Raw genomic sequence first — 13,457 nt, forward strand, 5'->3', positions numbered from 1 at the left:
TTAAAGTGTATCTATTAAGGACAAGCCAAACTCCTTTTGCCTTGTCCGTTTGTTTTTTAAATTTTTTCTAAATGTAGTGTGATCTACGGCGTTTCTGTTTCTGGTTGATTGGTCTCTTGCTGTCCGACCGTGCCACGACGCACTTGGTCACGCTCTATTGATTCAAACAATGCTTTGAAATTACCTTCACCAAAACCGTCTGCATAATCCCCTTTACGCTGGATAAATTCAAAAAATACTGGGCTGCCTAAAATGGTCTCAGAGAAAATCTGTAGTAGCAGACGCGGTGCGCCGCCCTCTGTTGTACCGTCTAGCAAGATACCGCGCGTTTGCAAGTCAGCGACGTTTTCACCATGGTTTGGCAAGCGCTCGCTAAGCATCTCGTAGTAGGCTGCATTTGGTGCAGTCATAAGTGGAATGCCAGCGGCTTTTAGCATATCGATACTGGCAAACAAGTCATCACTGGCCAAAGCAATATGCTGAATCCCTTCGCCGTTGAAGTGCATTAAGTACTCTTCGATCTGTCCACCGCCCTGCTTGGCTTCTTCGTTGAGCGGAATACGGATTTTGCCATCCGGTGCTGTCATGGCCTTACTGGTCAGCCCCGTGTACTCGCCTTTGATATCAAAATAGCGAATCTCGCGGAAATTAAAGATGCGCTCATAGAATTTTGCCCAGTACGCCATGCGTCCGCGATAGACGTTATGTGTTAGATGGTCGATGACTTTGAAGCCATAGCCGACAGGGTTTCTATCCACATCTGCAAAGAACTCAAAGTCGACATCGTAGATAGATTCGCCGTCTTTATAACGGTCAATTAAATAGATCAGTGAGCCGCCGATACCTTTGATCGCTGGCAGTCTCAGCTCCATCACGCCCGTTGGCACGTCTACGGGCTGCGCGCCCATCTCCACAGCACGCTCATAGGCTTTTTTGGCGTCTTTTACACGAAATCCCATGCTGCAAGCACCAGCGCCATGCTCTTCAACGAAGTAACTGGCTTGGCTTTTTGGCTCGCGGTTTAGGATCAAGTTGATGTCACCTTGGCGATATAGCGCCACGTCTTTTGATCTGTGATTGGCGATATGTGCAAATCCCAGCTGTTTGAATAATGCGTCGACCGCATCAGGCTGAGGGGAAGCGAACTCGACAAAATCAAACCCGTTTAGTCCCATTGGGTTATCAAATAAATCTGCCATTGCAATCATCCTTAATGTCAATTGGTGATAAAAAGTCGATAAAACGATTGGTAATCAATCTTTATTGTTGACGTTGTATTTATATTAGATTAGCTTTATTTATAAGACTAATTGTTTTTTATGATTTATTTATCAGGTTTACTTATGAATATCAGCATTCGCCAATTGACCGCCTTTATCAAAGTCGCTGACAACGGCAGTTTTACCCGTGCCAGCGAACAGATGTATCTGACCCAATCTGCTGTTAGCGGATTAATCAAAGAGCTAGAGACTGGCCTCGGCATCGTGTTATTTGACCGTACTACCCGCCAGTTGTCTTTGTCGGCAGTGGGACGGCATTTGCTGCCACAAGCGCGGCGTATTTTGAATGAGATGCAGCTGTTCGAAAACGAAGCGAGCAGCTTGACTAGCTTGGCGCAAGGTCAGGTGCGCTTAGCGGTATCGCAGTTTGCAGCATCCTCCCTGCCTGCCGTCATCGCGCAATTTGCCAAGGAATATCCAAATATCGGCGTGTCACTATTGGATTGCTCAGCAGAGAATTTGCTCAAGCATGTTCAAGATATTGAGGTCGATTTGGGGGTTGGGACTGAGCTGGGTTTTATAGAAACTGAAGATGATATCGGTGCCGATCTGTTATACAAGCTGCCATTTTGCGTGGTTATGCCAGACAACCATGCACTGGCGCAAAAAACCGAAATCACTTGGCAGGATTTATTAGATATTCCGCTTATTACCCTACAAGGTCCATTTCTTGAGCAAGTAACCGCCGAGCTGGATGACTCTATCGCCGCTCAGATTCAGCAAGCGCGCTACAAAGTCAATTTTATGTCCACCGCGCTTGAGATGACCCGCCAAGGCTTTGGCATTACCTTATGCCTCCCCTATATGCCTGAGGTCATCGATTGGGTCAGCGCTAATGGCCTACAAATGCGCCCACTGACGCAGCCTATAAAAATGCGCCAGTTCTTTATCTATCAGCGTGCTTCGCGGGCGCTGTCTCCTGCGACCATCGCCTTTAAGCAGTTTTTGCAAACATACTTTGCCACCCATTATCACGACTTACATCAGCCTGAAACACTGTCGATTAAGTGATGCATCACGCCACAAACTCATCTGCCAGATAAAGAGACAAGATATTTGGTGATTTATTTTATTAATTGCTCAAGATAACCCACTCTCATGTTGAGTTCATCGTCAATTTGCTCTATGATTTTCGGCTGCTTGGTTTATATTCTTATAAGGAAATGGCATGTTTGAACATATCGATTATTACGCTGGCGATCCAATTTTGGGTCTGATGGAAAAATACTCAGCAGATAGCAATCCTAACAAGGTCAACTTGGGCATTGGTATTTATTATGATGAAAACGGCGTACTGCCTGTACTCGACTGTGTAAAAACAGCCGAAGCGCGTATCGCTGATCCTATCGCGCCGCGTCCCTATCTACCGATGGCAGGCTTGCCTGGACACCGTAAAGGCTGTCAGGAGTTACTGTTCGGTAAAGACGCACAAATCTTACAAGACGGTTTGGTCGCGACCATCGCCACTATCGGTGGTTCTGGCGCGCTAAAAGTGGGCGCTGAGTTTATCCATGAATGGTTCCCGCAGTCTAAGTGCTATGTGAGCGACCCGACATGGGGCAATCATATCGCTATCTTTGAAGGCTCTGACGTTGAAGTCGGTAAATACCCGTACTACGACAAAGCCAACAGCAGCATCAAATTTGATGAGATGATTGCGTTTTTTGAGACATTGAACAAAAACGATGTCATCTTGCTACATCCTTGTTGCCACAATCCAACGGGGCTGGATTTGACTCAAGCGCAATGGGACACGGTACTCAACGTCATCAAAGCACGTGAATTGATTCCATTCATGGATATCGCTTATCAAGGGTTTGGCGAAGACATGGACAGCGATGCTTACGCTATTCGAAAAGCCGTTGAGATGGGCTTGCCACTGTTTGTCAGCAACTCGTTCTCTAAAAACCTATCGCTATATGGCGAGCGCGTTGGCGGTCTATCAGTCGTCTGTCTCACTGTAGATGAAACCGAACGCGTATTTGGTCAGCTAAATGCGATGGTACGCCGTATCTACTCAAGCCCGCCATCACATGGTGGTCATGTGGTTGATATCGTCATGAACGATGAAGCACTACATGAGCAGTGGGTTGGTGAAGTCTATGCCATGCGCGACCGTATCAAAGCCATGCGCCTAAAGCTAAAATCGGTACTAGAAGCAAAAATCCCTAACCGTAACTTCGACTACATCACCCGTCAAAACGGTATGTTTAGCTTTACTGGATTGACACCTGAACAGGTCGAGCGCCTACAAAGCGAGTATGGTATTTATATGGTATCTAACTCACGTATGTGTGTAGCTGGCCTAAATACCAGTAACATCGACTATGTCGCCAATGCGATGGCAGACGTTTTAAAAGACTAAATTCATCAGAAGTACAGACTAAGAAATGAAAAAAGGCTGAGCGATTGCTTGGCCTTTTTTTGTGCTTAGGATTTGTCTTATCAATCAGTAAGCAAAAGACATGGCACAAAAAACTTGCAATCAACATATCAATAAATTACATTATACGTAAGTCATTAACCATAACGTAATTAAATAATATTTTTAGCAAGGAGCAAATCATGTCAACGATTGACAATAACCTCACCTCTTTTATAGATATAGCTGCTGACTCTGACTTTTCTATTCACAATCTACCTTATGGCATCTTTAGCGATACTAAAGATAGCGCTCGCCGTGCAGGTGTTGCCATTGGCGATCAGGTACTAGACTTGTCTGTATTAGAATCAGAAGGATTATTGAGTCTAAATGGCGGGCCTTATTTTGATCAGTCGACGCTAAATGCCTTTATTGACTCTGGTCGAGACAATTGGACAAAAGCGCGTACGACCATTCAAACGCTACTGTCTAGTGACAAAAGCGACTTACGTAAAAATGCCGACTTGCAAAAAAAGGCGCTATTCAAGCAAGCAGACGTCACCATGCACCTGCCCGTACAAGTACCGGGCTTTACCGATTTTTACTCATCGAAAGAACACGCGACCAACGTCGGCACCATGTTCCGCGATCCAAACAACGCCCTACTACCTAACTGGACCGAAATGCCAGTCGGCTATAACGGACGCGCCAGCACCGTCATCGTCAGTGGAAATGATGTCGTTCGCCCCTCAGGTCAGCTAAAGCCCAACCCTGATGACCGTCCTGTTTTCTCTGCCTGTAAGCGCTTGGATTTTGAGCTCGAGACCGCTTTTGTCGTGGGCAAAGGCAACCATATCGGTCAACCAATCGCCGTAGATACAGCGGCTGATCATATCTTCGGCATGGTACTGCTCAATGACTGGTCGGCTCGAGATATCCAAAAGTGGGAATATGTGCCTTTAGGTCCGTTCAATGCTAAGACGTTCGCCTCCCAAGTTTCGCCTTGGATTGTCACTATGGATGCATTGGCGCCATTTAGCACCGCTTGCCCAACCCAAGAACCCAAGCCGCTTGCTTATTTGAACGAGAAAGCGAGTGATAATAGCTTTGACATCAATCTGTCGGTTGAGCTACTGCCTGAAAATGCAGAAACAGCGACAGTTATTTGCGAGACCAATTTTAAGTACATGTACTGGTCAATGGCACAGCAGTTGACGCATCACACTATCACTGGCTGTAAAGTAGAAGTCGGTGACATGATGGGCTCGGGCACAATCTCAGGGCCAACGCCTGACTCTTATGGCTCGATGCTAGAGATTGCTTGGAATGCTACCAAACCCGTAACACTTGAGGGCGGTGAGTCGCGCACCTTCATCGAAGATGGCGATACCGTCATTATGAAAGGCTATAGCGAAAAAGATGGCGTGCGTGTTGGGTTTGGTGAAGTACGAGGCAAAGTACTGCCCGCACTTAGCTTTGATTTTAACGAATAATAATGGCATAGAAAAAAGGCGTAGTGACAGTAGATTTGAGCCGTTAGAACCATCATGACATTTGGTCTATTAGTACGGGCATCGTTCCTCTTACATTCACGCTACGCCTTATCAAAAGGAGTTTGATATGAGCTTTCAAATTGAAAAAATTCATCATGTGGCCTACCGCTGCAAGGATGCCAAAGAAACCGTCGAGTGGTACAAGAAAAACCTTAATATGGATTTTATCTTGGCATTTGCAGAAGATCACGTACCTTCAACCAAAGCCTTTGACCCTTATATGCACGTCTTTTTGGACGCTGGTAATGGTAATGTATTGGCATTTTTTGAAGTGCCCAACCAGCCTGAAATGGGCTTTGACCCCAATACCCCAAACTGGGTGCAACACTTGGCGCTAAAAGTCAAAGATCGTGATGAGCTAATGGTTGCCAAAGAGCATCTTGAGGCCGCAGGTATTGATGTCATTGGCGTGACCAATCACGGTATCTTTCACTCGATATATTTCTTCGATCCTAATGGGCATCGTCTCGAGTTGACCTATGACGATCCGACCTCAGAAGATAAGGTCTCGATGATTACAGACGCCATCAAGCAAGACATGCTAGATGAGTGGTCGCGCACCAAACGCGCGCCAGCACATACGCAATTTTTGCATAGTGATGAGTTGGCTGAAGCACGCGACGTTGCGCCTGTCGGAGAATAATTACGCCGTCTTTCTACTTGCTACCTTTTTTACATTATCTATTAATCATTACTTTGAAATTAGATAAGTAGTGATCAGTTCAAAATAATAAAGAGATGGCATAGCTTGCGAACCATATTTAACCATCATGAAAGGACTCAATGATGAAAGTAAAATTCCCTTTAGGCATACTCTTCGCGGCCTCAGTTGCGATGGCTGGCTGCTCTAACAATGATCAAAATGAACAAGTCTCAAGCGCGGATGTCAATACAGGCGACGTGACGACTCTGAGATTTTCACACTTTATGACGGCCAATGACAACATCAATACCGAAGCATTAGAGCCATGGGCAAAGAAAATCGAAGAAGACTCAAACGGTCGTTTAAAGATTGAGATTTACCCCTCTGCTACTCTTAGTAAGCCGGGTGCCACCTATGATGCGACTGCAAAAGGTATCGTTGATATCGGTATGCAAGCGCAAGGATATACAGCAGGGCGGTTTCCTTTGACGCAGATTGTAGAGCTACCCGGTATCACCACTACCGCACAGCAGCAAAGCTGTATCCTTCATAAACTCTACGATGAGGGTGTCATCAAAAATGAGTACGAAGATACTCACTTACTTGCGCTCATCGGAACAGGCCAAGGCGCCCTTCATACGGTTGATAAACCGATTCGTACGCCAGCCGATATGAAAGGCTTACGTATTCGCCAACCTTCTGCCGTTGCTAGCCACATTATCGAGGCAACTGGTGCCGCACCCGTTGGCATGCCTGCCAGTGATACTTATACCTCGCTTCAGCGCGGTGTTATTGATGGGCTTAGCTTTACTTGGCAACCTATTCAAGCCTTTCGTCTTGATGAGCTCATCAATACACATACCAACATTCCTTTTTATAACTCTACCTTTGTCATCAGTATGAACAAAAACAAATATGACAAGTTGCCCGATGACCTCAAAAAAGTGATTGATGATAATTCAGGGGCGCAGATGGCAGCAAATGTTTCCAAAGTATTTGATATCAGTAATGCCAAAGCCATGGCTGCCGCCAAAGAAAAAGGCGATATCATGATTGATATTCCTGACCCACTCAATGACCCAGACTGGAGGGGCCCATTGACGGAAGGCTCGCAGCACTATCTAGATGAAGTCAATGCCACTGGTCTAGATGCTAATAATGTATACGAAAAAGCAAAAGCCGCAAGTAGCGCCTGCGTGGTTTAGAGAATGGACTGAATGAGACAACATGAGTAAATAAATCTCTCGACGCGATAACGCGATATAGTGAAACCATTACAAAAATGGTATAGCAAGATTAAACGCTATTTTTCGCAGCCTCTGGAGACGCAGTCACAGCAAGCAAAAAAAGTAGCGTTTAATCGAGCGCGTTTCCTATGCTGTATTAATTTTATTAAGGTTCTACTATAGCCAATCAGCTTGTAGTTAACATTGTGGCTATGCTATTTGATAGCGCTGTGCGATTGCTAGTATTTGCTCAACCACGTTCTGTTGCTCGCTCATTGGCAGTTGCTCTGTGGTTCCGATGATAGTAATGGCATATTCTAGCGGTAGATTCTCTCTAAGAAACTCGTTAGCAGTTTTATCACTGCTCGTTGATAGATTGACAGCACTATTGGCAAGATGCGGCAATATCACAGGTATCGTAATGGCATTAATACCCATGAGCATATCGCCCGTCACTGTCGCATAGCCTTGAGTACGTATCTTGGCTTGCAGCTGAGCAAAACTCTGCCACTTCTCTGCCATATCTACTGCGGTATTACTCGACTGCCATTCAGCGACGACCAATGGCTGAATGACCGCGTCAGGTTGATAGCTGGCAAATAATTGCCCCGTGGCTGATGTCGTCAAAGGCATACGTGAACCGATACGAGTAATAATGCTAATCGGACTGTCTGGTTCAACGGACTGAATAATAATAGGCCCTTCGCTAAACCACTTAGCAATTTGTACACCGCAATTTAAGGTGTCTTTGATTTCATTGGCCACCTGCGTGAGACGCGCCAAGAGATTGTTTTGACTGAGCTCAGTATGTCCTAATGCTGCCAACGCATTGATCCTATCGCCAAGCCCGTAGCGACCATCATCAAGCTTGCGAGCGTAATTTTTGCGAATGAGGCTGACCAAGTAACGATGAGATTTTGCTGGATGCATCTGCATGGTTTCAGCGATATCCTTTAGCATCATAGGCTCATTGCGATCGATAAGCACATCTAGTATCGACAATCCAATCTCAAGTGACTGGATGCCACTCTGGTTCTTACTCGTGACGGATTTATCTAAAAAAATTTTATCTACTGGCATGATGGGCTCGACTCTAATGTACTTAATTATTTTTTCTTGATACTAAATTGCTCAATGAGCTGGTGGTGAGATACAGGTCAAATTAATAGCGATACGACTCAATAATACTTACTTTATCTTACATAAGCTTGATACAAATAACCTATCACAATAAGGACATAAATAATGATGACACTTTACGGCTATTTTCGCAGTGGTACTTCCTACCGTACCCGTATTGCCTTGAATTTAAAAGGCTTAGATTATGATGATATCGCGATCAATCTGGCACAAGATGAGCAGTTAGAGGATGCATTTAAAACGATTAATCCGCAAGGACTGGTGCCGGTCCTACAAGCGGACGATTTATTATTATACCAAAGTCCCGCTATCTTGGAGTGGTTAGAAGAGGCCTACCCTGAGCACGCTTTACTGCCTAAAGATGCCGCTGGTCGCATGCATGTGCGTGCGCTCAGTGCGATGATTGGCTGCGATATCCATCCAATTAATAACCGCCGTATTTTACAGTACTTACGTAATGAGTTGTCAGTAGATAAAGAAGCAGTCATTGCATGGTGCAATCGTTGGATTACTGAAGGGTTTGCAGCGTTAGAGACACGATTGGCAGCAGATAAAAACCGTGGACAGTTCTGCTATGGTGACAGGCCCACTTTTGCAGACTGCTATTTGATTCCGCAGGTTTCTTCTGCACGGCGCTTCGAAGTGGACCTGACTCCTTATCCTAATATCGTCGCTATTGATACGCATTGCCGCACTCTAAAAGCCTTTGCAGATGCCGATCCTATGATGCAGCCTGATGCGCCAAATTCTTGATAAATATCAATATATTTAGACCAATAAATTGATAGACACAATACAGCAAAAGAGTGTATATTTAAAAACGACTTAATAAGGATATTATTTCGTTAACTGGTAATTGCAAGTGAGATCGACTCTTAACCGCCCTATCACTCAAAGTTTCTTTACAAGGATCCGTATGAAACATGCTACCAAGGCTCTAATAGCAGCAATGGCACTGTGCGTAAGCGCAAGCGCCGTTGCCTCAAGTCACCGTGAAGCTCCTTCTATCACCAAAACCCCAAAAGTCGATGCGTCTGACTTTTATATGTTCAATAGCTATGAGGCTAATCGGGGAGATTACGTCACGATTATTGCCAACTATTTGCCGCTGCAAGATGCTTATGGTGGGCCCAACTACTTCGCCCTAGATCCAGATGCACTCTATGAGATTCATATTGACAATAACGGTGATGCCGTCGAAGACATTACCTTCCAGTTTGATTTCACTCAAAACCTAAACAGTATCGAAATTGACTCAGATGGCAATCCGTCTACGCCAAAGGTCGCCATTCCTTTATCTAACGCTGGCGATGCCTCACAAGCCGCAAATGTACAAACGAGTGAAAGCTATAATGTCACGATGGTCAAAGGCGATCGCCGTAGCGGCGCGCGCACTCCTTTAGGAAACTTCAATAAGCCATTCGACTATATCGGTACTAAGTCTTTTAAAGAGATAGACTACCCTACATACGCGCGCAGTTTTATTCAACCTCTAAATCTAGGTAGCTGTGGTAAAGGTCGAGTATTTGTCGGTCAACGTGCTGAAGGTTTTGCTATTGATTTGGGCCGAGTATTTGACTTAGTGAATCTAAACCCATTGGGTTCACGTACTGGCGGAACCAACATACTAGCGGACAAAAACGTCACTTCAATTGCGATGGAAGTGCCAAAATCTTGCCTCGTCAATAGCACCGGTAACGACCCTGTGATTGGTGCTTGGACCACGGCCAGTGTCCGTCAGGCAACCTTAGTGAACCCTTCGCCTGCTTCTGGTATCAGTACCACTGCCAAAAAAGGCGGTGCATGGACACAGGTTTCAAGACTGGGTATGCCACTGGTGAACGAAGTAGTGATTGGTCTCAAGGATAAAGATAAATTTAATGCTTCAGAGCCAAAAGATGATGTGGCAAACTTTAAAAATTATGTTTTCTATCCAACGCTTCCAGCATTGATCCAAACATTGTACCCAACCGCACCTGCACCAACGAACTTCCCACGTCAAGATTTAGTAACCGCATTTCTAACAGGGGTTCCTACTGTCAACAAACCTATCAATGCAAATCAAGTACCTGCCGATATGCTGCGCTTGAATACTGATATTGCAGCTGTGGCAGCTGACGATCAAAATGATTTAGGCTTACTCAGTATTATCTCTGGTATCCAAACTGACGGTCGCCCGAACGCTGGTGCAGATACCGCAGGATTTCCAAATGGTCGACGCCCTGGCGATGACGTCACTGATATTGCATTGAGAGTATCGATGGGTGCGCTCTGTCATTCTGGTTTAGATGCTAAGGTTATTCCATGTGCCCCTGGTGATGCTAAAGCTGGTAAAGCTTTATTAACTGACGGTACGCTCAAACCTGCTACTGAATTTGACTCGGTCTTTCCTTATTTGAAAACGCCTAATCCAGGTGCTACTAGTCAATAAGCTGAAACTCAACCAAGGAGAAATACTATGCGCTATATAATGTTAGCCGTATTGATCACTGGATCAGCTGCACTTTCTGGTTGCTTCAATGATAACGATAGTTCGTCAAATATAGGTAAAAGTGATGTTGCAGTAGACCAAGCAAAAGCTGAACTTGCTGTCAAAAGAACGTCTGATGTGATTGATGCCAGCAATAATTTAGATACCGATGAGCCTCAGGATATTGATCGAATTATACTTCCTGAAGCCAATTTGGCAGAGCCTGTTGCAATAAAAGACCCCAACGCTTCACTATAATATAAGACAGTTCCAGCACCTGATCAGTCCACTGATTGGGTGTTTCTTTATCTACTGATCTGAGGTGCGGTTTATGCATTGGATTAAAACGCTTGTCGAATTATTCTTTATTTTACTCATCAGTAGCCAGCTTATTCATGCGGCCCCTTTTATCCCCACAGACGATCAACAAATTCTTGCGACTCTACCTGATAACTCCCCGCCACCGCGCTACCTTAGCGCTGCTGACTTTGTATCGGATACAGGGTCAAACAACCTTGATCAAACCAGTGAGCTATTAGAACGCGCCTATCTGCAAGGTGATCCGCGAGCGTTAGGACAAGCACGCGCACAATTAGATCAGACCACAGATCAAAGTATAGATACCCTAATGCTACAAGCGCGAGCATTTCAATCGGATCACAAATTTGCCAAAGCAGAAGAACTATTAAAGCAAATCTTGAGTCAAGATGCTGCGCATCCAGATGCGTTATTGACACTATCTTCTTTATTGCTCGTCCAAGGTCAATTTACAGAAGCCATGAACTACTGCCAAAAACTCGATGACCCTGCCCTGCGCGTTTATGAGTTGGCCTGCGAAGTTCAAATACAAAGCATGACAGGTGGGCTTGATGCAGCAAAACAAACGCTTAGTGGGCTGGCCGCTATCGCTCCTGGTCTAGACGCATCGACAACACGCTGGATCTATCTGATTCAAGCAGATGCCGCATTGCGTAGTCAAGATGCCACGCTCGCCAAGCAAGTATTTGACGTCATAGATGATCAGACCGTACCAGCACTTATGGCTCGAGCCGATTGGCTACTGAGTATCGGTGAGTACACACAAGTTCGCGACTTGCTACAAGAGCATACCGATAAAGATGCATTGCTATTGCGCCTCATTACTGCGCAAATGAAGCTGAATGACCCCAAAGCTAAGCAAAATTTAGCACTGATGAAAGAGCGCATTGATGTATGGCAAATACGTCAAGAAAACGCCCATATGCGAGAACAAGCAACCTATGCTCTGCTTGCCAATCAAGTGGACTCAGCCCTGCTATTGGCTCAAAAAAACTGGCAACAACAGCGTGAAACAGCCGACATTGTCCTTTATGCTACCGCCGCATTAAAAGCTGGCAGTCAAAAAGACATCAAACTGATACAGCAATTTATCACAGACACGCAATTTGAATATCCAGCGCTGGAGCGCGATCTACGGGCGGGCAAAATAAGTGAGTGCTTAAACTGTGAATCTGTCAGCCAGCAGGACTCAACCCTGCAGACAACAAATACTGCTATAGAGCGTGCTCCAACAAGTACAACCGTGCATTTGGGTGCAAGCGCTACCCATAAGGATGACACTATATGAGCACGCTTTGCAGACTGATCTGGATCCATACTTATCGTTATTTGACCTTATTGCTACTCATGCTTACTTGCACCCTAGTACAAGCGCATGAGTCAAGCACAGCGTATTTAAACATTACACCCAGCGATAAGAGTACGACCGATAACGGGTACGATGCTACCTACGAGCTGTCCCTACGCGACTTGGCGCTATTGATAGACATCGATGCCAATAAAGACAATCAAGTCAGCTGGGCCGAGGTCAAATCACAAACGCCGCTCATAGAGCAGCTTATTGACTCTAAAATAACCTTAGAAAACGCATCACAGGCCTGTCAAATAGCAGATTTTGCCCCCTTAGCCATCAATACCCGTGGTGGGTTTAACTACGTGTATACCCGTTTTCATGTAAGCTGCGAGCAGCCAATTGATAACCTTGATTATCAAATACTGGCAGGTATCGATGCCAATCATCGGCTGATATTGACACAATCTGATTCTGATACCGCCCTGCAAGTGCTGACAGTTGGACAACATGCCTTAGGTTCACAGGCTGATACTGGCTGGGTCGCGATCGCTACCAACTTTCTCAAAAGTGGTATACATCATCTGCTCATTGGCCTCGATCACTTGCTGTTTTTATTTGTATTGCTCATTCCTGCGGTATACATTCGCAAGCAAAAGCAGTTAGTTGCCGTTGCCAATCCAAAAGCGGCGCTACTTGAAGTGTTTTGGATTGCGACATCATTTACACTCGCGCATTCCATCACATTGAGCTTAGCAGCGCTACAGATCGTCAGTATCCCTGCCCGCTTTATTGAATCTGTTATCGCATTGTCTATTGCGTTTGCTGCACTCAATAATTTGGTACCGATGCTGCGAGTACGAGCTGTCTATTTGGCTTTCTTTTTTGGTCTCATTCATGGCTTTGGCTTTGCCAATGTGTTGGTAGATTTGCCACTCGCCACAAGCGCACGTGTACTGGCACTACTGAGCTTCAATATTGGTATCGAATTGGGGCAGCTGGTATTTATCGCTGTGGTATTTCCCATAGCATTGTTACTGCGGCACACGCAATTTTATAAATGGGGCATATTTTATATAGGGTCTTTGATTGGTATTTTAGTGGCGCTATGGTGGTTTTTTGAGCGCGCCTTTTAAATTTAATAGCGCGTTAATTATTGCGAGAGATTGAGTCT

General features: G+C 45.2%; 12 protein-coding genes. 10 read left to right on the forward strand and 2 right to left on the reverse strand.

Going from position 1 to position 13,457, the window contains the following annotated elements; all coding sequences use genetic code 11:
- Positions 1-83: 83 nt before the first annotated feature.
- The gene (hppD, locus tag ACTXGK_RS23595; RefSeq protein WP_443516058.1) at positions 84-1,199 is read right to left on the reverse strand and encodes a 4-hydroxyphenylpyruvate dioxygenase; all 1,116 of its coding nucleotides are present in this window, start codon (positions 1,197-1,199) and stop codon (positions 84-86) included.
- Between the two features lie 144 nt (positions 1,200-1,343).
- Between hppD and ACTXGK_RS23600 the strand changes: the two genes are divergently transcribed.
- The 5 genes from ACTXGK_RS23600 (at position 1,344) to dctP (ending at position 7,043) form a co-directional block, all read left to right on the forward strand.
- Entirely contained in the window at positions 1,344-2,291 is a 948-nt protein-coding gene (locus tag ACTXGK_RS23600) for a LysR family transcriptional regulator (protein ID WP_443516056.1), read from the forward strand.
- A 157-nt stretch (positions 2,292-2,448) separates the two neighbouring features.
- Positions 2,449-3,645, forward strand: coding sequence for an amino acid aminotransferase (locus ACTXGK_RS23605; protein WP_443516054.1), 1,197 nt, complete (start codon positions 2,449-2,451; stop codon positions 3,643-3,645).
- A gap of 200 nt (positions 3,646-3,845) precedes the next feature.
- Positions 3,846-5,135, forward strand: a complete 1,290-nt coding sequence (gene fahA, locus ACTXGK_RS23610; protein WP_443516052.1) for a fumarylacetoacetase — start codon at positions 3,846-3,848, stop codon at positions 5,133-5,135.
- A 127-nt stretch (positions 5,136-5,262) separates the two neighbouring features.
- Entirely contained in the window at positions 5,263-5,838 is a 576-nt protein-coding gene (locus ACTXGK_RS23615; RefSeq protein WP_201602438.1) for a VOC family protein, read from the forward strand.
- Between the two features lie 143 nt (positions 5,839-5,981).
- Positions 5,982-7,043: a TRAP transporter substrate-binding protein DctP gene (gene dctP, locus ACTXGK_RS23620; protein WP_443516426.1), complete on the forward strand. Its 1,062-nt coding sequence runs from the start codon at positions 5,982-5,984 to the stop codon at positions 7,041-7,043.
- A gap of 231 nt (positions 7,044-7,274) precedes the next feature.
- Here the strand turns inward: dctP and ACTXGK_RS23625 are convergent, their stop codons facing one another.
- Positions 7,275-8,144, reverse strand: coding sequence for an IclR family transcriptional regulator (locus ACTXGK_RS23625; RefSeq protein ID WP_443516051.1), 870 nt, complete (start codon positions 8,142-8,144; stop codon positions 7,275-7,277).
- A gap of 168 nt (positions 8,145-8,312) precedes the next feature.
- On the opposite strand from ACTXGK_RS23625, the gene maiA reads away from it, so the two are divergent.
- The 5 genes from maiA to ACTXGK_RS23650 all read left to right on the forward strand — a co-directional run bounded on the left by maiA (position 8,313) and on the right by ACTXGK_RS23650 (position 13,419).
- On the forward strand, positions 8,313-8,957 hold the full coding sequence (maiA, locus tag ACTXGK_RS23630; protein ID WP_443516424.1) for a maleylacetoacetate isomerase: 645 nt from the start codon (positions 8,313-8,315) through the stop codon (positions 8,955-8,957).
- 163 nt (positions 8,958-9,120) lie between these two features.
- Entirely contained in the window at positions 9,121-10,635 is a 1,515-nt protein-coding gene (locus ACTXGK_RS23635) for a DUF4331 domain-containing protein (RefSeq protein ID WP_443516049.1), read from the forward strand.
- Positions 10,636-10,662: 27 nt separating this feature from the next.
- Complete coding sequence (locus ACTXGK_RS23640; RefSeq protein ID WP_394210877.1) at positions 10,663-10,932, forward strand: hypothetical protein; 270 nt, start codon at positions 10,663-10,665, stop codon at positions 10,930-10,932.
- A 73-nt stretch (positions 10,933-11,005) separates the two neighbouring features.
- Positions 11,006-12,280 (forward strand): tetratricopeptide repeat protein, encoded by a 1,275-nt coding sequence (locus ACTXGK_RS23645; RefSeq protein ID WP_443516047.1) that lies wholly within the window; start codon positions 11,006-11,008, stop codon positions 12,278-12,280.
- Positions 12,277-13,419, forward strand: coding sequence for a HupE/UreJ family protein (locus ACTXGK_RS23650; RefSeq protein WP_443516045.1), 1,143 nt, complete (start codon positions 12,277-12,279; stop codon positions 13,417-13,419). Before ACTXGK_RS23645 ends, ACTXGK_RS23650 begins: the two co-directional genes overlap by 4 nt.
- Positions 13,420-13,457: the final 38 nt, after the last annotated feature.

This window comes from Psychrobacter sp. T6-5 (assembly GCF_052258485.2).
In the GTDB taxonomy this organism is placed as follows: domain Bacteria; phylum Pseudomonadota; class Gammaproteobacteria; order Pseudomonadales; family Moraxellaceae; genus Psychrobacter.

What these genes read in the sequence shown, in the direction of transcription:
- ACTXGK_RS23650 (WP_443516045.1), top strand. Translation starts at nt 12,277, where the DNA reads ATGAGCACGCTTTGCAGACTGATCTGGATCCATACTTATCGTTATTTG.
- ACTXGK_RS23640 (WP_394210877.1), top strand. Translation starts at nt 10,663, where the DNA reads ATGCGCTATATAATGTTAGCCGTATTGATCACTGGATCAGCTGCACTT.
- ACTXGK_RS23600 (WP_443516056.1), top strand. Translation starts at nt 1,344, where the DNA reads ATGAATATCAGCATTCGCCAATTGACCGCCTTTATCAAAGTCGCTGAC.
- ACTXGK_RS23645 (WP_443516047.1), top strand. Translation starts at nt 11,006, where the DNA reads ATGCATTGGATTAAAACGCTTGTCGAATTATTCTTTATTTTACTCATC.
- maiA (WP_443516424.1), top strand. Translation starts at nt 8,313, where the DNA reads ATGACACTTTACGGCTATTTTCGCAGTGGTACTTCCTACCGTACCCGT.
- fahA (WP_443516052.1), top strand. Translation starts at nt 3,846, where the DNA reads ATGTCAACGATTGACAATAACCTCACCTCTTTTATAGATATAGCTGCT.
- dctP (WP_443516426.1), top strand. Translation starts at nt 5,982, where the DNA reads ATGAAAGTAAAATTCCCTTTAGGCATACTCTTCGCGGCCTCAGTTGCG.
- ACTXGK_RS23635 (WP_443516049.1), top strand. Translation starts at nt 9,121, where the DNA reads ATGAAACATGCTACCAAGGCTCTAATAGCAGCAATGGCACTGTGCGTA.
- hppD (WP_443516058.1), bottom strand. Translation starts at nt 1,199, where the DNA reads ATGGCAGATTTATTTGATAACCCAATGGGACTAAACGGGTTTGATTTT.
- ACTXGK_RS23615 (WP_201602438.1), top strand. Translation starts at nt 5,263, where the DNA reads ATGAGCTTTCAAATTGAAAAAATTCATCATGTGGCCTACCGCTGCAAG.
- ACTXGK_RS23605 (WP_443516054.1), top strand. Translation starts at nt 2,449, where the DNA reads ATGTTTGAACATATCGATTATTACGCTGGCGATCCAATTTTGGGTCTG.
- ACTXGK_RS23625 (WP_443516051.1), bottom strand. Translation starts at nt 8,144, where the DNA reads ATGCCAGTAGATAAAATTTTTTTAGATAAATCCGTCACGAGTAAGAAC.